Consider the following 19,670-nt stretch of genomic DNA (forward strand, 5'->3'; position numbering starts at 1 on the left):
GCTTTAGCGGAGCGCCGGATGGCAAACCAAGGGGTCAACGATCCTCATCACGCGGCTGCCAGCGAGTCTGGTGGCGAGCCCGTCAACCACGGTCGCCGCCGCTTCCTGACCGCGACCACCGCCGTGGTCGGCGCCATCGGTGCCGGCTTCGTCGCGGTGCCCTTCATCAAGTCGTGGAACCCGAGCGAGCGGGCCAAGCTGGCCGGCGCGCCGGTCAGCGCCGACATCACCACCCTCGAGGCCGGCCAGCGCCTGGTGCTGGAGTGGCGCGGCCAGCCGATCTGGATCGTGCGCCGCACCGAGGAAGTGCTGCAGGCGCTGCCGACCCTGGATGACCGCTTGCGCGATCCGCAGTCGACCAACAAGGAACAGCAGCCCGAGTACGTGCTCGAGGGCAACCCGGAGTACCGCTCGATCAAGCCGGAGATCTCGGTGCTGGTCGGGTTGTGCACCCATCTGGGCTGCTCGCCGGAAATGAAGGCGGAGATCCGCCCCGAGCCGTTCGACCCGGACTGGAAGGGCGGTTACTTCTGCCCGTGCCACAAGTCCAAGTTCGACATGTCCGGCCGCGTGTTCCAGGGCGTGCCCGCACCGATCAACCTGCTGGTGCCGCCGCACCACTATGAGAACGACACCACCATCATCGTCGGTGTCGATCCCTCGCAGTCGAACAGCCAGGGAGCCGCGTAAGTCATGGCGAACATCTTCACCCGCACCGCCAACGGTGCGATGGACTGGGTCAACGAGCGCGCGCCGGCATTGATGCCGATGTACCGCAAGCACATGACCGAGTATTACGCGCCGAAGAACTTCAACATCTGGTACGTGTTCGGCGTGCTGTCGCTGGTGGCGCTGGTCAACCAGATCTTCACCGGCATCTTCCTGACGATGCACTTCAAGCCGAGCGCGGCGGAAGCCTTCGCGTCGGTCGAGTACATCATGCGCGACGTGGAGTGGGGCTGGCTGATCCGCTACATGCACTCCACCGGCGCATCGCTGTTCTTCATCGTGATCTACCTGCACATGTTCCGCGGCCTGCTGTACGGCTCGTACAAGAAGCCGCGCGAGCTGGTCTGGATCCTCGGCATGGTGATCTACCTGGTGCTGATGGCCGAGGCCTTCATGGGCTACGTGCTGCCGTGGGGCCAGATGTCGTTCTGGGGCGCCAAGGTGATCATCTCGCTGTTCGGCGCGATCCCGGTGATCGGCAACGGCCTGACCGAGTGGATCATGGGCGACTACCTGCCCGGCGACGCCACCCTCAATCGCTTCTTCGCGCTGCACGTGATCGCGCTGCCTCTGGTGCTGCTGCTGATGGTGGTGCTGCATCTGGGCGCGCTGCACGAGGTCGGGTCGAACAACCCCGATGGCGTCGAGATCAAGAAGGGGCCGAAGGGCAACCGCTGGTCGCCGCTGGCGCCGGCCGATGGCATCCCGTTCCACCCGTACTACACGGTCAAGGACCTGGTGTTCGTCGGTTTCTTCCTGATGTTCGCCGCGTTCATCATCTTCTTCGCCCCGGCGTTCGGCGGCTGGTTCCTCGAGCACGACAACTTCGTCGAGGCCAACCGCCTGGTCACCCCGGAGCACATCAAGCCGGTCTGGTACTACACCCCGTTCTACGCGATGTTGCGGGTGATCCCGGACAAGCTCGGCGGCGTAATGGTGATGTTCGGCGCGATCGCGATCCTGTTCGCGGTGCCGTGGCTGGATCGCAGCGAGGCCAAGTCGGTGCGCTACCGCGGCTGGATCTCCAAGGTGATGCTGCTGGTCCTGGCGATCTCCTTCGTCTGGCTCGGCAAGATCGGCGCCGGCCCGGGTACCGACCCGGTCGAGACCATCATCGGGCGTGTCCTGACCTTCCTTTACTTCGCCTTCTTCATCACGATGCCGCTGTGGACCAAGATCGACAAGACCAAGCCGGTGCCGGAACGGGTGACGACGCATGACTAAGTTGAACCTCTCCGGATCCAAGCCCGCCACGCGTTCGCGGATGTTCGTCCGGTTCGCGACCTTCGCCGCCGCCCTGCTGGTCTCGGCCAGCTCACTGGCGGCGACCGAAGGCAACCTGCAGCACGCGGGCGTCGACCTGGGCGACCAGGGCTCGCTGCAGCGCGGCGCCAAGCTGTACATGAACTACTGCTCCGGCTGCCACTCGCTCAAGTACCTGCGTTACTCGCGCATCGCCGAGGACCTGGGCCTGACCGAGGACGAGGTGATGGAGAACCTCAACTTCACCGGCGCCAAGTTCGGCGAGCAGGTCCAGGTCGCGATGCCGGAAGCGCACGCCACCGAGTGGTTCGGCAAGATGCCGCCCGACCTCAGCCTGATCGCGCGTTCGCGCGGCAGCGACTGGGTCTACACCTACCTGAAGTCGTTCTACCTCGACGAGTCGCGGCCACTGGGCTGGAACAACAAATTGTTCCCCAACGCCTCGATGCCCAACCCCTTGTGGCAGCTGCAGGGCATGCAGCATGCCGTCTACGGCGAGCCCGACGCGGCCACCGGCGACCCCGTGGTGGTCGGCCTGGAAGTGACGCAGCCCGGTTCGCTGGATCCGCAGGCGTTCGACCAGTCCGTCCGCGACATCACCACATTCCTCGAGTACGCCGGTGAGCCGGCCGCCCTCAAGCGCCAGAGCATGGGCGTGTGGGTGGTCCTGTTCCTCGCCCTGCTCACGTTCCTGCTCTACCTGGTGAAGACCGAGTACTGGCGCGACGTGAAGTAGCCGCCCGCGGGCGAGCCAACTCGAGGCCGTGACGACCGCCCGCACTGGGTGGGCGGTGTCGTGCGACCGGCGGAATCCGGTCGCTGGAGAGGTCGATGATGGCAGCGAGCCCACGTATGCGTAATGCCCTTACCCTGTTCTCGTCCACCGATTGCGTGCTGTGCCACCGGGTACGGCTGGTGCTGGCGGCCAAGGGCGTTACCTACGACCTGATCCCGGTCGATCCGCAGAACCCGCCCGAGGACCTGGTCGACCTCAATCCGTACCACTCGGTGCCGACCCTGGTCGAGCGCGACCTGGTGCTGTACGCCGCCAGCGTGGTCAGCGAGTACCTCGACGAGCGCTACCCGCACCCGCCGCTGATGCCGGTCGACCCGCTGTCGCGCGCACGCCTGCGACTGGCGATGCTGCGGCTGGAGCACGACTGGGTGCCGCAGGTCCAGGCGATCCAGCTTGGCAACAAGGCCCAGGCCGATGCCGGCCGCAAGCGGCTCAAGGAGCTGCTGACGGCTTCGGTGCCGCTGTTCAAGGCGTTCAAGTTCTTCCTCAACCCCGAGATGAGCCTGGCCGATTGCGCCATGGCCCCGATCATCTGGCGGCTGGAGTCGCTGGGGGTGCCGCTGCCGAAGGACGGCAAGGCGATCGAGGATTACGGCAACCGGATATTCCGCAACCCCGGTTTCACCCGCAGCCTGACCGAGCAGGAACGCCGCCTGCGCGATCTTCCGGGCTGAGCCCGCCGCACACTGCGCCGCCCGTGCCGCCTGTCCTGGACGGGCCTTTGCGCGTGCGGCGCTTTCATTTGTCTAGACTGCCCGCATGACCGACGCCCCGACCCCGATGACCAGCCACCGGCCCTACCTCTTGCGGGCGCTGTACGAGTGGATCGCCGACAACGGCATGACCCCGCACCTGCTGGTGGACGCCACCCGCGCCGACGTGCGGGTGCCGATGAGTGCGGTGAAGGATGGCCGGATCGTGCTCAATGTCGCCGAACGTGCGGTATCGGGGCTGTCGATGGACAACGAACTGATCCGTTTCAGCGCTCGCTTTGGCGGTGTCAGCCAGGCGGTGTCGGTGCCGGTGGGCGCGGTGCTGGCGATCTATGCGCGCGAAACCGGGCAGGGCATGGCCTTGCCGGACGAAGTACCCGGAGACAACGAGCCGGCGGCCCAGGACGAGGCACCTGCAAGCGCGCGCCCGACCCTGAGTGCCGTGCCGAGCGAGTCGTCCGACGAGGACCGTCCATCACCTGAAGCAACGCCGGTCGAGGCGCGGCCCGCCGACGACGATGGCGATGATGATCCGGGCGATGGTCCCGACCGTCCCGACCCGCGTCGCGGGCCGCATCTGCGGGTCGTCAAATAGCCGTTGTGGTCGCGGCCAGCGGACCGCTGAACGCCACCAGGCGGTCGCCGCGCAACACCAGCCGGCCGGTCCGGCGGTCCTGGCCGTCGCTGGAATAGTCGAAGCGGAACGTCCGCTCCCAGCCGAGCCAGCCGTTGTCGTGGCGGCATATCCGCAGGCCGAGCGCGTGCACGCTTTCGTCGAGCAACTGCACGCCCGCCGCGCGGCAGGCGTCGCGGCCGACCACTTCGGCGCGTTCGGCCGCCGCCCGTCCCGCGCTCCAGAATGCGAACGCGGTCGCAGCGAGAATCATCACGATCAGTAGAGTCGGCATCGGTCCAATGTGGCGACGCCCGGCGCGTCGCGCAAGGGCCGGACTTGCTTCTCAGGGGGGAGGGCAACGATGAAACTGGTCTTTCCGGGTGGCGAGCACCCGCAGGTCCTGCTTGGGCAGGGCATCAACCGAGTCGGGACCGATCCGCACGCCAACATCGTCATCGACCGTCCCGGTGTGCAGCTGCAGCACTGCCAGCTGCACGTGACCGGGCAGATGGTGATGCTGTCGGCCGCGGCGGGTGTCGAAGTAAGCGTCAACGGGCGCAAGGTCGACGGCGTCATGGCGCTGCGTGCGGGCGACAGCGTCGCGTTCGGCAAGGTGCAGGCGCACCTGGCTGCGCTCGACCCCTCGGTGGCGCTGCGGCAGCGTTCGATGTCCAGCCGGTGGACGGCGGCGGGCATGGCCAATGCGGCCGCCAATGACGATCCGGGCGTCACCGCGGTCCGCGCGGTACTGCCCAAATTCGTGCTGCGGGGAATGTCCGGCAGCGTGGCCGGCCGTTCGTTCCCGCTGCTCGGGCCGGTCTCGATCGGCCGGGTTGCCGAATGCGAGTTGCACCTGCACGACGAAGGGCTGTCACGCCGCCATGCCCGCCTGGTTCCGGTCGATACGGGCATCCAGGTCGAGGACCTGGGTTCGTCGAACGGGTGCTACATCAATGGCGAGCGTGTCCTGCGCGGTGTCGCGCGGGCGGGCGACGAAATCGCGTTCGACGATGTGCGCTTCCGGCTGGCCACGCCCGCCGCAGTCGAGCCGATACAGGTCCACGCGGTGCCGGGTAATCGCCCGGCCCGCCGGCCGTCGTGGAACGGGGTGTCGCCGCGGAACTGGGCGGCACCGGTCGGCGTGGTGCGTGCGGTGTCGCCGTGGGCATGGACCGGCCTGGCCGCCGTCGGGCTGGTGACACTGGTGGCGCAGGCGTTCCTGAGCTGAGCGCGCGCTGCGGGTTCAGTCTTTGGCGGGAGGTGGGCCGAGTTTGAGCGACAGGTCGATCGCCTGGACGTGCTTGGTCAACCCGCCGATCGAGATGCAGTCCACGCCGTCGGCGGCGATCGCATGCAGGCCGGCCAGGTCGACGCCACCGGAAACCTCCAGCGGCACCGGACGGGCATGGGCGGCGGTGATCGCCACCGCTTCGCGCCGGGTCGCGACATCGAAGTCGTCGACGAGGATGCGGTCGCAGCCGGCATCGAGCGCTTCGCGCAACTGATCGAGGGTTTCCACCTCGACGATCAGTGGCAACGCCGGCTGGGCCGCGCGTGCGGCGTCGATCGCGGCCGTCAGCGAACCGGCGGCGCGGACGTGGTTCTCCTTCAGCATCACCGCGTCGAACAGGCCCATGCGGTGGTTGACCCCGCCGCCGACGCGCACCGCGTACTTCTGTGCCTGGCGCAGGCCGGGGATGGTCTTGCGGGTATCGAGGATCTTCGCCTTGCTGCCGCGCACCGCGTCGACGTGGGCGGCGGTGCTGGTCGCGGTGGCCGACAGGGTCTGCATGAAGTTCAACGAGGTGCGCTCGGCGCTGACCAGGGCGCGGGCGCGGCCCTGCAGTGTTGCCAGCACGGTGCCGGCGACGACCCGCTCGCCTTCCTCGACCCGCCAGTCGACCCGCACGTCGGGGTCGAGCGCCCGGTGGCAGGCGTCGAACCAGGGCCGGCCGCAGACGACCGCGTCTTCCTTGCACAGCAGGTAGGCGCTGTCGGCAACGTCCGGCAGCAGCGCGGCGGTGACGTCGCCGCCGCCGATGTCCTCGGCCAGGGCCCGGGCGACGTCGGCGGCCACGCTTTCCAGCGGCGGGTTGAAATCGACGCTCACGATGCCGGGAACCCGTCGACCTGTGCGGTCGCGATCGCCTCTTCGGCGAGCAGCACCGGGATGCCGTCGTCGATGCGATAGATCCGCTTGCGGTCGCGGGTGAGCAGCGCCTCGCGCAGCGGCTCGGCCTGGGCGCTGCCGTCATCGCGGACCACGCCGCCGGCCGCGATCGCCTGGTTCAGGGCCTGCAGGCCGCGGCTGTCGAGCAGGGCCAGCGACTGGCGGCTGGTGGGGCAGACGAGCAGGTCGAGCAGTTTGCGGTCCATGGGGCGGGAGGCTCCTGTGCTGGCCGGTGAAGCGACGGCGTAAGGTCGGTAGAATACCGTTTTGCCGCAGGCTCGAACCATGACAGACACCGCGCAGGCGCCGCTCGTCGGCATCGTGATGGGCTCCCGCTCCGACTGGGAAACGATGCAGCACGCGGCGGCCAAGCTCGAAGTGCTCGGCGTGCCGCACGAGGTGCGGGTGGTCTCGGCGCATCGCACTCCCGACGTGCTGTTCGACTACGCCGCCAGCGCGGCCGGTCGCGGCCTGCGCGCGATCATCGCCGGCGCCGGCGGCGCCGCCCACCTGCCGGGCATGCTCGCGGCCAAGACCGCGGTGCCGGTGCTCGGCGTGCCGGTGCAGTCGAAGGCGCTCAACGGCATGGACTCGCTGCTGTCGATCGTGCAGATGCCGGCCGGCATCCCGGTGGCGACGTTCGCGATCGGCAACGCCGGCGCGGCCAATGCGGCGCTGTTCGCGGCGGCGATGCTGGCGCCGGAGCACGCGGCGATCGGCGAGGCACTCGACCGTTTCCGCACCCGCCAGACCGAGGACGTCGCCGGCAACGACGACCCGCGCAAGTGAGCGACGCACGATGACGACCGTAGGCATCCTCGGCGGCGGCCAGCTCGCTCGCATGCTGGCCCTCGACGGCGCGCCGCTGGGCGTGCGGTTCCTGGTGATGGACGCGACCGCCGACGCCTGTGCCGGCCAGTTTGCGCCGATGGTGGTGGGCGACTACACCGATGCCGACGCGCTGGCCGAGTTCGCCTCGCGCGTCGATGTCGCCACCTTCGATTTCGAGAACGTGCCGTCGGAATCGGCCCAGTGGCTGGTCGAGCGGGTCAAGGTGTATCCCAATCCCCGCGCCCTCGGCACCGCCCAGGACCGGCTGGCGGAGAAGACCCTGTTCCGCGACCTCGGCATCCCGGTGCCGCCGTTCGCCACCGTCGACACCCGCGGGCAGCTCGACGCGGCGATTGCCGAAGTCGGTACGCCCTGCATCCTCAAGACCCGCCGGCTCGGTTACGACGGCAAGGGCCAGTTCCGGATCAAGACCCCGGCCGACGCCGATGCCGCGTGGAACGCGCTGGGTGCGCAGGCGTCGCGGGTCGGGTTGATCCTGGAAGGCTTCGTCGCGTTCGAACGCGAGTTGTCGGTGGTCGCCGTGCGTGGCCGCGACGGCGAGTTCCGCACCTGGCCGCTGACCGAGAACTGGCATGTCGACGGCGTGCTGTCGGCCAGCCTGGCCCCGGCCATCGCCGATCCGGCGCTGGCGGAGACCGCCTTCGCCTACGCCCGCCAACTCGGCGAGGCGCTGGACTACGTCGGCGTGTTCGCGCTGGAGCTGTTCTGCCGCGATGGCGAACTGCTGGCCAACGAGCTGGCGCCACGGGTGCACAACTCCGGCCACTGGACCATCGAGGGCGCCGAGACCAGCCAGTTCCAGAACCACCTGCGCGCCGTGCTCGGCCTGCCGCTGGGCTCGACCCGGATGGTCGGCCACGCCTGCATGCTCAACTGGATCGGCGCGATGCCGGATGCGAACGCGGTGCTGGCCGAGCCGGGCGGGCACTGGCACGACTACGGCAAGGCGCCGCGCGAGGGCCGCAAGGTCGGGCATGCGACGTTGCGGGCGGAGTCGGTGGATGAGTTGGCGGCGACGCTGCGGCGGGTCGGTAGCGCGCTCGGCCGCGAGGCGCAGGTCGCGCCGGTCATCGCGCGGTTGGGCGCTTGAGATCACGCGACCTGGCTTTTTAAAGGGCACGTCACATCCACGCAAACGCGTATCCGCGGATGGGAGCGACGTAAGTCGCGATTTCCCCGGTACTTCAAACATTCAGAGCGTCGCGACTTACGTCGCTCCTACAATGGAAGGACCGCGTGAATACCGGCCTCCGCGGGCCGCATTCCCAAACACAAACGGCCGGGTCGCCCCGGCCGTTCGCGTCACATCACCGGATGCCCGATCACTTCATGTTCGAAGCGACGAACTCCCAGTTGACCAGGTTCCAGAACGACTCGACGTACTTCGGCCGCGCGTTGCGATAGTCGATGTAGTACGCGTGTTCCCAGACGTCGCAGGTCAGCAGCGCGGTGTCGTCGCTGGTCAGCGGGGTGTTGGCGTTGGCGGTGCTCACCAGCGCCAGCGAACCGTCGGGGCGCTGGACCAGCCAGCCCCAGCCGGAACCGAAGGTCTTGATCGCGGTCTCGCTGAACTGCTCCTTGAACTTAGCGAAGTCGCCGAACGCCTTGTTGATCGCCTCCAGCAGCTTGCCGGTCGGCTCGCCGCCGCCCGGACTTGAGCCAGATGCTGGCGACAGGCAGTTCCAGTAGAACGTGTGGTTCCAGACCTGCGCGGCGTTGTTGAACATCCCGCCCTGCGACTTGCGGATGATCTCCTCCAGCGGCATGTCGGCGAACTCGGTGCCCTCGATCATCTTGTTGAGGTTGTCGACGTAGGCCTTGTGGTGCTTGCCGTAGTGGTAGTCGAGCGTCTCGGCCGAGATGTGCGGTTCGAGCGCGGTCTTGTCGTAGGGCAGGGGAGGCAGTTCGATGGCCATTGGCGGGCTCCTTGATGAGGCTGGCTGGTGGAAGGCTTACAATTCCCATTCTATCCCCCAGTCATGTTGCGCGGCCGTCAAGCCGGGCAACGCACCATTGCAGGAGTTGATCGATGCCCGTGCTCGAGCGGATCCAGGCCGAAGTCGAAAGTCATCCGGTCGTGTTGTTCATGAAGGGCACCGCGCAGTTCCCGATGTGCGGCTTTTCCAGTCGCGCGGTGCAGGCGTTGCAGGCGGCCGGCGCCACCGACCTGCACACGGTCAACGTGCTGGAGGATCCGGAGGTACGTGCCAACCTGCCGCGCTATTCCAACTGGCCGACCTTCCCGCAATTGTTCATCCATGGCGAACTGATCGGCGGCTGCGACATCACCATGGAGTTGTTCGAGTCGGGCGAACTGGCCCGGATGATCAGCGAAACCCAGAGCCAGTGAGCGGAGCCATGGACGACAACGCCGTGGCCGCGCTCGACCGGCGCGTGGTGCTGGTCACTGGCGCGCATGGGGGGCTTGGCAGCGCCGCCGCGATCGCGTGCGCGCGCGCCGGTGCAACCGTCGTGCTGTTGGGCCGCAGGCTGCCGAAATTGAACCGGGTCTACGACGCGATCCGCGCCGAAGGTCCCGAACCGCTGTTGTATCCGCTCGACCTCGAAGGTGCCTCGCCCGACGACTACGCCGAGCTCGCGGGACGGGTCGGGTCCGAACTGGGTCGGCTCGACGGCGTGCTGCATTGCGCCGCCGATTTCCGTGGCCTGACCCCGTTGCTGCACACCGACCCCGCCGCGTTCGCGCGTGCGATCCACGTCAACCTGACCGCACCCTGGTGGCTCAGCCAGGCCTGCCTGCCCCTGCTGGCGAAGGCGGACGATGCGGCGCTCGTGTTCGCGATCAACGACCTCGCGCGCGTCGGCAAGGCCAACTGGGGCGGCTACGGCATCGCCCAGCAGGGACTGGCCTCGCTGGTCGGGATGCTGCATTCGGAGCTGGCCAACACCCCGGTGCGGGTCTCGGGCCTGCAGCCCGGACCGATGCGCACGCCTCTCAGGGCAATGGCCTATGTCGAACAGGACGATCGCCTCGCCCGCCCGCCCGAAGTCTACGCACCGGCCTGCGTCACCCTGCTGTCGCCGGCGGGCGCCGCCCATCGCGGCCAAGTGTGGGCGCCGGCTCCATGACTCCTGACGGAAACCCCGCATGACCATCACCTCGGCCGCGCTGCTGCTGTTCCTGATCCTCGATCCGCTCGGCAACATCCCGGTATTCCTCAGCCTGCTGCGCAAGTTGCCGCCGCGCCGGCAGCGGGTGGTGCTCGCGCGCGAACTGCTGATCGCGCTGGCGGTGCTGATGATGTTCCTGTGGGGTGGCAAGTACGCGCTGGAGGTGATGCACCTGCGGCAGGAGTCGGTATCGATCGCCGGCGGCATCGTGCTGTTCCTGATCGGCATCCGGATGATCTTCCCGCGACCGGAGGGGTTGATGGGCGAGCTGCCCGACGGCGAGCCGTTCATCGTGCCGATGGCCATCCCGCTGGTGGCGGGACCGTCGGGCATGGCCGCGGTGATGCTGATGGGCAGCGACGATCCCACCCGGTTGCTGGACTGGAGCGTCGCCCTGCTGATCGCCTGGGGCGCGACCGCCGCGATCCTGTTCTCGGCGCCCCTGCTCTACAAACTCATGGGCAGCCGCGCGCTGACCGCGGTCGAGCGCCTGATGGGAATGCTGCTGGTGGCGATATCCGTGCAGATGTTCCTGGATGGCCTTGGCGCCTACCTGCAGATCGCGCCGCGTTGAGCGCGCCAGGCGGGCGTCCGGGGCATGACCGCTGTCATGGAATTGTCATCAGTTCGCCCTAGTATGTTAATCTACCGTTAACCCTGGACGGCATCATCGCACCGGGGTCCGGGGCTGTTTTCCATATCGCATCCACACGCCGAGGCCACTCCCAATGACCCAGCCGAATCGCATCCGGTTGTCCAAACTCACCCTGGGGCTGCTCGCCGCCCTCGCCACCGCCCCCGTCTTCGCGCAAAGCACCTCCGCCGGAGTTGGCGGCCAGGTCCTCGGTGCCGACGGCCAGCCCGTTGCGGGCGCGGAAGTGACCATCGTGCACACCGAGTCGGGCACGGTCAGTCGTGCGATCACGGATGCCGAAGGTCGTTACAACGCCCGCGGCCTGCGCGTGGGTGGTCCGTATTCCATCACGGCGACGAAGGCGGGTGCCGGCACGGACACCGAGGACAACGTCTACCTGTCGCTCAACCAGATCAGCACCGTCGACGCCCAGCTCTACTCGGGCGATGCCACGACGCTTGGCACGGTGGCGGTCACCGGCACGCGCCTGCTCGCCACCTTCAATCCCGACAACAAGGGAACCGGTACCTCGGTCAGCGGCCGTCAGCTGGAGCTCACCCCGCAGAGCAGCCGTTCGGTCGACGACATCGCCCGCCTCGATCCGCGCATCCAGGTGACCGACCAGGCGTCGGGCTCGATCTCCGTCGCCGGCGTGAACAACCGGTTCAACACCATTTCCGTCGATGGCCTGTCGCAGGGCGACCCGTTCGGCCTCAACGCCAACGGCATGCCGTATACCGGCTCGCCGATTTCGGTCGACACCATCGCCGCGTATGACATCAATGTGTCCGACTACGACGTCGCTTCCGACACCGTGGGCGCCACCGTCAATGCCGTCACCAAGTCCGGCACCAACGAGTTCCATGGCTCGGCGTACTACGTGTACAAGGACGCGGGCAGCATGGTCGGCGAGCGCGACGGCGAGGAGTACGCGCTGTTCGATACCGACATCACCACCGGCGTGACCCTAGGCGGCCCGATCCTCAAGGACAAGCTGTTCTTCTTCGGCTCGTACGAAGAGCAGACCATCAAGAACTTCGGTGGTTCGGCGACCTCCGATGGCGTGGCCAACGGCGACGTCACCACCTCCGACGTGGAGCAGGCGATCGCCATCGCCAACGACCTGGGCCTGCAGCCGGGCACCTACGGTTCGACCGGCGTGAACCTGGACAACAAGCGCTACCTCGGCAAGATCGACTGGAACATCAACGACAACCATCGCGCCAGCCTGACCTACCAGCAGACCGAGGAGTTCCGCCCGTCGCCGTATGACGACCGCGCCGACTCGGTGGTCCTGACCAGCCACTGGTACGACATCGACAACGTCACCAAGAACACCTCGCTGCAGCTGTTCAGTGACTGGACGATGGACTTCTCCACCGAGGTCAAGCTCAGCCACCAGACCTTCGACCAGATCAACGGCAACGCGATCAACCAGCCCGAGATCGAGGTCGAGACGGTCAACGGCGGTTCGATCTTCATGGGCGAGGACAACAACCGCCACGAGAACCAGATCAACACCGAGCGCCTGGCCGCGACGATCTCCGGCACCTATTACGCCGGCGACCACGTGATCAAGGGTGGCGTCGACTACCTGCGTCACGACGTGTTCAACCTCTACGGCCGCGACCTGCACGGCTCGTACCGGTTCGCCAGCCTCGAGGATTTCGCCGCCGGCAACTACTACCAGTACGACCTGCGCACCCCGGCGCCGGGCTACGAGGTGGACGACATCGCCGCCGCGCTGGTGTACACCCAGATCAGCCCGTTCCTGCAGGACACCTGGCAGGTCAACGACCAGCTGTCGCTGACCTACGGCGTGCGCGTCAACATCCCGAAGGCCGACAAGGCACCGGAAGAAGCGCCGGGTTTCGAGGAGGCGTTCGGCTACTCCAACGCCTACCAGCTGGGTTCCGACAACAAGGTGATCCTGCCGCGCGTGTCGTTCAACTACAGCTTCGACACCGAGCGTTACTCGCAGTTGCGCGGCGGCATCGGCGCGTTCCAGAGCGTGCCGCCGTTCGTGTGGCTGGCCAATCCGTACCAGAACAACGGCGTCACGTTGCTGTCGTACCGCGAGGACGACCCGACCGCCGCACCGTTCAGTCCCGACCCGTACAACCAGAACGTCCCCGCTGGCGGCCGTGGGTTCGCGATCGACACCATCGATCCGGAATTCAAGCTGCCGACCGTGTGGAAGCTCAGCCTCGGTTACGACCACGAGCTGCCGTGGTACGGCCTGGTGGGTTCGGTCGAGATGCAGTCGATCCGCGCCCGTGACGCCGCCTTCTACCAGGCGATCAACATCGGTGCCTACAACCCGGAGACCGGCCTGTACGATGCGCCCACCGGCATGATGGCCGACGGCCGCGGCAGCTACTGGTGCTCGTTCGGTTCGATGTCGAGCTCGAACAAGAACTGCGGCAACCACGAGGACTTCAGCGAGCAGTCGACCGTCCTGGGCAATACCGACGAGGGCTACTCCAACTCGGTGACGTTCTCTTTGAACAAGCCGCTGTCCAACGGCTGGTACGGCAACCTCAGCTACACCTACACCGATGCCGAGGAAGTCGGTTCGGATGCCAGCTCGCAGGCCTGGTCGAGCTACCAGTACGTGTCGCGGGTCAACCCGAACCAGGAAATCGCCACGCCCGCCAGCCGCGCGATCGAGAACTCGATCAAGGCCTCGCTGGGCTGGGAGCACGCGTTCTTCGGCGACTACAAGACCAGCATCACCGCGTACTACAACGGTCGTGACGGCCTGCCGTACACCTGGCTGGTCGACGGCGACATGAACGGCGATGGCATCTGGCAGGACCCGGCCTACATTCCGCTGGTCAACGATCCGAACGTGAGCTACGGCTCGGCCACCCCGGAGCAGATCGCGGCGTTCCACGAGTTCATCTCGAGCAATTCGTACCTGCAGTCGCAGCGTGGCCAGATCGCCGGCCGCAACGCCGACAACATGCCGTGGATCAACCAGCTCGACCTGGGCTTCCAGCAGGAACTGCCGGGCTTCTTCGATGGGCACAAGTCGATCGTCCGCCTGGACATCTACAACTTCCTCAACCTGCTCAACGATGACTGGGGCCATACGATGCAGATCGACGGGTTCGACACCCGCTATCTGGCGGCGCTGGAGGGGATCAACCCCGACGGTACCTACGTCTATGACCTGGGCAGCATCGACAACCCGTCCTGGGACGAGCTGAACATCTACGACGCCGACTCGCGGAACCCCTCGCGTCCGGTGTCGCGCTGGGCGGCGACGCTGACCCTGCGTTACGAGTTCTGATCCTCCGGATCACAGCGCTACTGAAAACGGCCGGGGCAACCCGGCCGTTTTTTTGCCCGGTGCGCTAGAGTCGCCAACTGAAGAAAAAAAACGAACAAGAGAACCGGATGACCGCCCCAGCCAACGCCACCCTGCCAACCGTCGACGCCCGCATCCACCCGCGCGGTGGCCTCGATGTCCTGTCCCGCGCCGAAGTCGCGCAACTGGCCGATGCATCCGCCGGCGGCCTGCACGAACTCCTGCGCCGCTGTGCGCTTGCGGTGCTGACCAGCGGCAGCGCCAGCGACGACCCGCGCGCCGCGCAGGAGCTCTACCCCGACTTCGACATCCAGGTGCACCAGCAGGATCGCGGCGTGCGGATCGACCTGCACCACGCACCGGCCCTGGCGTTCGTCGACGGCCAGATCATCCGCGGTGTCGCCGAGTTGCTGGCCGCGGTGGTGCGCGACCTGGCCTATACCGCGATCGACCTCGGGGTCGAGGGGGGGCGCGACCTGTCGACCAGCGAAGGCATCACCGACGCGGTGTTCGGCCTGTTGCGCAATGCGCGCGTGCTGCAGCCGGCCGAGCCCAACCTGGTGGTGTGCTGGGGCGGCCACTCGATCAATCGCGAGGAGTACCTGTACACCAAGGACGTCGGCTACCACCTCGGCCTGCGCGGGCTGGACATCTGCACCGGTTGCGGGCCCGGTGCGATGAAGGGGCCGATGAAGGGCGCCACGATCGCCCATGCCAAGCAACGCAAGCGCCAGATGCGTTACATCGGCGTGACCGAGCCGGGCATCATCGCCGCCGAGTCGCCCAACCCGATCGTCAACCACCTGGTGATCATGCCGGATATCGAGAAGCGGCTGGAGGCCTTCATCCGGTTGGGCCACGGCATCGTGGTGTTCCCGGGTGGCGTCGGTACCGCCGAGGAAATCCTGTACCTGCTCGGCATCCTGCTGCGCGAGGAGAACGCCGACGTGCCGTTCCCGCTGGTGCTGACCGGCCCGACGGCATCGGCGCCGTACTTCGAGCAGATCGACAAATTCATCCGGCTGACCTTGGGCGACAAGGCGACCGAGCGGTACACCATCATCACCGGCGATCCCGCGGCGGTGGCCAAGCAGATGGCCGCCGGCGTGCGCAAGGTGCGCGAACACCGCATCGCCCAGCGCGACTCGTTCTTCTTCAACTGGTCGATCAACATCCCGCTGGAGTACCAGCGGCCGTTCGTGCCGAGCCACGAGGCGATGGCCGGGCTCGACCTTCACCAGGGCCGCAAGCCGCACGAGCTGGCGGCCGACCTGCGCCGCGCGTTCTCGGGCATCGTCGCCGGCAACGTCAAGGAGGACGGCATGCGCCGGATCGAGCAGTTCGGACCGTTCGAGATCCATGGCGATCCGGAAATGATGGCCTCGCTCGATGCGCTGCTGCGTGCCTTCGTCGAACAGCGCCGGATGAAGATCGCCGGGGATTACAAACCCTGCTATCGCGTCGTCTCGTAGCCGCTTTGCTCCCTCTCCCGCTTGAGGGACGAGGCGGCTGCGTGCCATTGGCGCGCATGTCGTCTAGCGCCTGCGCCGCTGGCGCAGGCCGGGGCACGAAGCGGGGCCGGGGTGAGGGCGCTCTTGCTTCCTAGCCCCCGACCGGCAACCGCACCGTCGCCACGAACCGCCCCTCCAGCAGTTGCGTCTGCACGTTGCCGCGCCCCCCGGTCAGCGCCTCGATCCGCACCTGCGAGGCATTCAGCCCGACCTGGTGCCCCGGCACCGCCAGGCCACCCGGCCGCGGGACCGGATTGCTGATCCGCACGATCACCGTGTCCGGCGTGGTGCTGACCGCGACCTCGATCTCACCGCTGGGCAACCGCTCGACCCCGTGCCGGATCGCGTTCTCGACCAGCGGCTGGATCGACAGTGCCGGCACCGTCACCGCCGGCAGCTCACGCGGCAGCTCCCAGCGCACCCTCAGCCGGTCGCCGAAACGCAGCGCCTCGATCTCCAGATAGCGCCGCGCCAGCGACAGCTCGTCCTCCAGCGAGATCTGCCGTGGCCCCGCCAGCGCCGCCCGGAACAGGTCGGCCAGGTCCAGCAGCAAACGCTCGGCCGCTTCCGGCTGCTGGTGCACCAGCGCCGCCCCGGTGTTGAGGGTGTTGAACAGGAAGTGCGGCCGGATGCGTGCCTGCAGCGCCTGCAGCTCCGACTGCTTGGCGCGCACCGCGTGCAGGCGGCCACGCCAGTGGTTGTGGAAGGCGGCCAGGCCGAGCAGGCCGACTGATAGGACCAACCCGGTCGATTGCAGTACCAGTGTCGACCACTGGTCTTCGTCCATCAGCCAGATCCCGCGCAGCGTTACCCAGGCCAGTCCGACGACGAACCATGTATTGACCAGCAGCAGGCCCAGGGCGATGTAGGCAAGTCGCTGCGGCCGTATCGTGGCCAATGCCCGGCGGAACAGATACAGCGACCCCAGGGTAAGCAGCGCCACCCACTGGATCGCCAGTGACGCCAGGCCGAAATAGACCCATCGATCGACCAGGACGCCCGGTGCCAGCGCCAGCGCGACCGCCAGGCACTCGCCCGCCAGCAATACCCAGATGATTGCGGGTGCCTGCCATAACGCATCCAGCGGTCCGGGAGTCGTGGTGATCTGCGGCATCGGGAAGGTGTAGGCGGAGGAAGCCTGCATCATGCCTGCAATGCGACGTTTGGGCTTCTTGCGCCGCTCACGCTGCCTCCGCGGCCGCCCATCGGTCTCTTCTGGCGATCGCCGCCGGACGCGTCTACCGTGTGCAATCGGATCATCCCGGGGAGGGGACGATGCAGTTGACAGTCGGCCAGGCAAGACGCGTCCATGGCTCAAGCAGTTCACCCGCAGGGTTCAGCCTTGTCGAGCTGATGATCACCCTTGTTGTCATGAGCGTTGCCATGGCAATGGCGGTGCCTGGATTTCGCTACCTCAACAATTCCAGCCGCATCACCGCGCCAGCGAACGAGCTCGTTGCCGGGCTGCAGCTTGCCCGTGCCGAAGCGGTTCGCCGGAATGCCCGTGTCGTGTTGTGCGGGTCTTCCGATGGAGCCAGCTGTGCCGGTGGCAGTAACTGGGCGGGCTGGATCGTATTCGCGGACACCGATAGCGACAACACCGCGGACGCGGGCGAGGCGGTCCTGTTGAGTTACACCGTCCAGGCACCCGCCACGCTTCAAAGCAGTGCGGCCATGACGGCCGGCACGCTGGTGTTCCGGTCTGATGGCTTTGCCCGGGACACGGCCGGGGCGCTGCTGCAGGCGAAGGTCAGGGCATGCGTACCGACGACGATCCCGAGCGACAACGTCCGGGACGTCACGATTGGTACCGGTACCCGCGTATTCATAGAGCGCGATACCGGGAATGGCGCCTGTGGCGCTCCGGGCAACAGTTGATTCCGGGAACATCATGAAACGACACCCCATGCTCCATGGTCATCGGTCCAATCGCGGCATGAGCCTGATCGAGGTCCTGATCGCCGTGTTGATCCTCGCGATCGGGCTTCTCGGCGTGGCCGCATTGCAGGCCACCGCGCTTCGCAATGCCCAGGGATCGCTGGCGCGGAGCCAGGCCGTGATGGAGAGCTACGCGATCCTGGATTCGATCCGCGCGGCGATACCGGCCAACGCGGTCAACGATGCAGCCGCAAAGACCGCAGCGATCGACGCATACGACCTCGCGCGTACATGCGACGTCCCGACTGCGACCGCGACGTTGGCCGACAACGACAGAAGGCTGTGGATGACCAATCTCCATGCTGCGCTGGGCGCCACCGCCTGCGGCACGATCAACTGCGTTGCCAACGTCTGCACCGTGACCGTGGAATGGGATGAGACCCGCGCGACCGGTGGCGCCGCCAATTACTCGATCAACACGGTGAGCCAGCTATGAGCCTGCATGCGCCACGTTACCGGCAAGGGGCGGCTGCGGCCGGGTTCACCCTCATCGAGTTGATGATTGCACTGCTGCTCGGATTGCTTGTGGTCGGAGGAGCCATTGGCATATTCATGTCCAACAGCCGGACCTACAAGGCGACGGAAAGCCTCGGGCGCATCCAGGAAAGCGCGCGGATGGGCTTCGAGCTGCTCGCCCGCGACATACGCGAGGCCGATGGGACCCCGTGCCGGCAACCGCAACCGGTTCCGGCCACCGGTGCCGACGCGATGATGTTGCCGGTAGCCAATCTGCTGAACGAGACGGACTGGTGGGCCAGTTGGGGCACCGGGCTGCGTGGCTTCGAGAGCGGAGCGCTTGCGGGCAGTCTTGCGGGCACGGATGCCATCCAGGTGCATTCCGCCACACGCGGCGCCACCACCGTCGCCAGTTTCGCCTCATCGGAGTTCACCTTGAGCGCTGCCGCAGACGGGTTTGCGGCTGGCGATGTCGTCATGGTCTGCGATGGCAACCAGGGCACGATTTTCCACGCAGGCACCCCGTCGGGCAGCACCGTGCCAGTGGGAACCACGGGCAACTGCGGCACCAACCTGGGTCTTGGCGGCGCCTGCGGAAGCACCAGCTACACCTACTCAACCGCCGCCAACGGTCAGGCCATGATGGCCCAGGTCGACGCGGTGCAGTGGTACGTGGCGCCAAACAATCGTGGCGGCAATTCGCTGTGGCAGCGGGCGATGGGGTCGGCACCCGCCGAGATCATCGACGGGGTGCTCGATCTGGAGCTGACCTACCTCCTGCCGGGGGCCACCAGCTACGTCAACGCCACCACGGTGGGGACACGCTGGAAGGACGTGACCGCCGTCCGTATCGCGCTGGGGCTTGAAGGACAGCAGGGCACCGAGGAAGACCGGATCAAGGTGGGTACCGACGGTCGGGGCCTGCGGCGCCAGATCACCCATGTCGTAACACTGCGGAATCGCAACATATGACTTACCCAAGGCATCTCCCGACGCTGTCCCGTGCACCGCGACAACAGCGCGGCGTGGCTCTGATCGTCGTCCTCATCCTGCTGCTCATCATGACCCTGCTCGGGCTCGCGAGCCTGCGTGGAACGCTGCTGGAAGAGCGTATGACGGCCAACATGTTCGATCGCAGCCTGGGATTCCAGGCGGCCGAGGCCGCATTGCGCCAAGGTGAGGCGGTGGCGGCAGCACTGACCGTGTTGCCAACCGGGAACACCTGCAGCAATGGCGTTTGCCCTCCGCCCACCAATGGACTGGACCGGTCACTAGGCACCACCGATTGGCAGCCCGCAACCGCGCTGGCCGGGAATACCCTGGCGGTTCCGGAAGCCGACGACCTGCAATATCTGGTCGAGTATCTGGGCGAGTTCAATACCACGCCCAAGTGCGACGCCATTCTCGGGCCCAACGGCAGGCCGAAGGATCCTCTCTGCAAGGCCAATGTCTATCGCATCAGCTCGCGCTACAGCGCCGAAGGGCGCGCCAGCGTGACGCTGCAATCCGTGCTTCGCATTCCGTCGCCCTGAGCCGGGAACCAGAAT

22 protein-coding genes are annotated in these 19,670 nt (G+C 67.0%); 17 read left to right on the plus strand and 5 right to left on the minus strand.

All coding sequences use genetic code 11. From position 1 onward, the window contains the following. The first annotated feature begins 18 nt into the window (after positions 1-18). The 5 genes from petA (at position 19) to ACT9AS_RS09410 (ending at position 4,096) form a co-directional block, all read left to right on the plus strand. Positions 19-690 carry a ubiquinol-cytochrome c reductase iron-sulfur subunit gene (gene petA, locus ACT9AS_RS09390; RefSeq protein WP_445099884.1) on the plus strand — a complete coding sequence of 224 codons (672 nt, stop codon included), beginning with the start codon at positions 19-21 and terminating at the stop codon, positions 688-690. Between the two features lie 3 nt (positions 691-693). Then, entirely contained in the window at positions 694-1,953 is a 1,260-nt protein-coding gene (locus ACT9AS_RS09395; protein ID WP_445099885.1) for a cytochrome b N-terminal domain-containing protein, read from the plus strand. Between the two features lie 40 nt (positions 1,954-1,993). After that, on the plus strand, positions 1,994-2,728 hold the full coding sequence (locus ACT9AS_RS09400; protein ID WP_445100343.1) for a cytochrome c1: 735 nt from the start codon (positions 1,994-1,996) through the stop codon (positions 2,726-2,728). A gap of 98 nt (positions 2,729-2,826) precedes the next feature. After that, positions 2,827-3,462, plus strand: a complete 636-nt coding sequence (locus tag ACT9AS_RS09405; RefSeq protein ID WP_445100344.1) for a glutathione S-transferase N-terminal domain-containing protein — start codon at positions 2,827-2,829, stop codon at positions 3,460-3,462. 85 nt (positions 3,463-3,547) lie between these two features. Further along, positions 3,548-4,096, plus strand: coding sequence for a ClpXP protease specificity-enhancing factor (locus tag ACT9AS_RS09410; RefSeq protein WP_445099886.1), 549 nt, complete (start codon positions 3,548-3,550; stop codon positions 4,094-4,096). Here the strand turns inward: ACT9AS_RS09410 and ACT9AS_RS09415 are convergent. Continuing rightward, positions 4,089-4,409: a DUF3301 domain-containing protein gene (locus ACT9AS_RS09415; protein WP_445099887.1), complete on the minus strand. Its 321-nt coding sequence runs from the start codon at positions 4,407-4,409 to the stop codon at positions 4,089-4,091. The genes ACT9AS_RS09410 and ACT9AS_RS09415 overlap by 8 nt on opposite strands. Positions 4,410-4,478: 69 nt before the next feature. On the opposite strand from ACT9AS_RS09415, the gene ACT9AS_RS09420 reads away from it, so the two are divergent. Further along, entirely contained in the window at positions 4,479-5,345 is an 867-nt protein-coding gene (locus ACT9AS_RS09420) for an FHA domain-containing protein (RefSeq protein WP_445099888.1), read from the plus strand. Positions 5,346-5,360: 15 nt separating this feature from the next. On the opposite strand, the gene nadC is transcribed toward ACT9AS_RS09420, so the two are convergent. After that, positions 5,361-6,227 (minus strand): carboxylating nicotinate-nucleotide diphosphorylase, encoded by an 867-nt coding sequence (nadC, locus tag ACT9AS_RS09425; RefSeq protein WP_445099889.1) that lies wholly within the window; start codon positions 6,225-6,227, stop codon positions 5,361-5,363. Next, the gene (locus tag ACT9AS_RS09430; RefSeq protein ID WP_445099890.1) at positions 6,224-6,493 is read right to left on the minus strand and encodes a Trm112 family protein; all 270 of its coding nucleotides are present in this window, start codon (positions 6,491-6,493) and stop codon (positions 6,224-6,226) included. Before ACT9AS_RS09430 ends, nadC begins: the two co-directional genes overlap by 4 nt. Before the next feature lie 79 nt (positions 6,494-6,572). Here ACT9AS_RS09430 and purE point away from each other — a divergent pair, with 79 nt between their 5' ends. After that, the gene (gene purE / locus ACT9AS_RS09435) at positions 6,573-7,076 is read left to right on the plus strand and encodes a 5-(carboxyamino)imidazole ribonucleotide mutase (RefSeq protein WP_445099891.1); all 504 of its coding nucleotides are present in this window, start codon (positions 6,573-6,575) and stop codon (positions 7,074-7,076) included. Positions 7,077-7,086: 10 nt separating this feature from the next. Next, the gene (locus ACT9AS_RS09440; RefSeq protein ID WP_445099892.1) at positions 7,087-8,229 is read left to right on the plus strand and encodes a 5-(carboxyamino)imidazole ribonucleotide synthase; all 1,143 of its coding nucleotides are present in this window, start codon (positions 7,087-7,089) and stop codon (positions 8,227-8,229) included. A gap of 232 nt (positions 8,230-8,461) precedes the next feature. Here the strand turns inward: ACT9AS_RS09440 and ACT9AS_RS09445 are convergent, their stop codons facing one another. Further along, the gene (locus ACT9AS_RS09445; protein WP_445099893.1) at positions 8,462-9,055 is read right to left on the minus strand and encodes a Fe-Mn family superoxide dismutase; all 594 of its coding nucleotides are present in this window, start codon (positions 9,053-9,055) and stop codon (positions 8,462-8,464) included. Positions 9,056-9,168: 113 nt separating this feature from the next. Here ACT9AS_RS09445 and grxD point away from each other — a divergent pair, with 113 nt between their 5' ends. From grxD to ppnN, 5 genes are all read left to right on the plus strand, one after another. Further along, on the plus strand, positions 9,169-9,489 hold the full coding sequence (gene grxD, locus ACT9AS_RS09450; RefSeq protein ID WP_445099894.1) for a Grx4 family monothiol glutaredoxin: 321 nt from the start codon (positions 9,169-9,171) through the stop codon (positions 9,487-9,489). Between the two features lie 8 nt (positions 9,490-9,497). Then, positions 9,498-10,229, plus strand: a complete 732-nt coding sequence (locus tag ACT9AS_RS09455) for an SDR family NAD(P)-dependent oxidoreductase (RefSeq protein ID WP_445099895.1) — start codon at positions 9,498-9,500, stop codon at positions 10,227-10,229. Positions 10,230-10,248: 19 nt separating this feature from the next. Continuing rightward, positions 10,249-10,845: a YhgN family NAAT transporter gene (locus ACT9AS_RS09460; RefSeq protein ID WP_445099896.1), complete on the plus strand. Its 597-nt coding sequence runs from the start codon at positions 10,249-10,251 to the stop codon at positions 10,843-10,845. Positions 10,846-10,999: 154 nt separating this feature from the next. Further along, positions 11,000-14,200, plus strand: coding sequence for a carboxypeptidase regulatory-like domain-containing protein (locus tag ACT9AS_RS09465; RefSeq protein WP_445099897.1), 3,201 nt, complete (start codon positions 11,000-11,002; stop codon positions 14,198-14,200). 107 nt (positions 14,201-14,307) lie between these two features. Beyond that, entirely contained in the window at positions 14,308-15,690 is a 1,383-nt protein-coding gene (gene ppnN, locus ACT9AS_RS09470) for a nucleotide 5'-monophosphate nucleosidase PpnN (protein ID WP_445099898.1), read from the plus strand. 130 nt (positions 15,691-15,820) lie between these two features. On the opposite strand, the gene ACT9AS_RS09475 is transcribed toward ppnN, so the two are convergent. Continuing rightward, a complete protein-coding gene (locus ACT9AS_RS09475) occupies positions 15,821-16,873 on the minus strand; it encodes a histidine kinase (protein ID WP_445100345.1) in 1,053 nt (350 codons plus the stop codon). A gap of 131 nt (positions 16,874-17,004) precedes the next feature. Here ACT9AS_RS09475 and ACT9AS_RS09480 point away from each other — a divergent pair, with 131 nt between their 5' ends. From ACT9AS_RS09480 to ACT9AS_RS09495, 4 genes are read left to right on the plus strand one after another with little or no spacing between them, the layout of a single operon-like run. Further along, the gene (locus ACT9AS_RS09480; RefSeq protein ID WP_445099899.1) at positions 17,005-17,607 is read left to right on the plus strand and encodes a GspH/FimT family pseudopilin; all 603 of its coding nucleotides are present in this window, start codon (positions 17,005-17,007) and stop codon (positions 17,605-17,607) included. Between the two features lie 28 nt (positions 17,608-17,635). Continuing rightward, positions 17,636-18,103, plus strand: a complete 468-nt coding sequence (pilV, locus tag ACT9AS_RS09485) for a type IV pilus modification protein PilV (RefSeq protein WP_445100346.1) — start codon at positions 17,636-17,638, stop codon at positions 18,101-18,103. Then, complete coding sequence (locus ACT9AS_RS09490; RefSeq protein WP_445099900.1) at positions 18,100-19,095, plus strand: PilW family protein; 996 nt, start codon at positions 18,100-18,102, stop codon at positions 19,093-19,095. Before pilV ends, ACT9AS_RS09490 begins: the two co-directional genes overlap by 4 nt. A gap of 53 nt (positions 19,096-19,148) precedes the next feature. Beyond that, positions 19,149-19,655 (plus strand): PilX N-terminal domain-containing pilus assembly protein, encoded by a 507-nt coding sequence (locus tag ACT9AS_RS09495; protein WP_445099901.1) that lies wholly within the window; start codon positions 19,149-19,151, stop codon positions 19,653-19,655. Positions 19,656-19,670 lie beyond the last annotated feature (15 nt).

The sequence above is a fragment of the Lysobacter sp. F60174L2 genome (assembly GCF_052547135.1).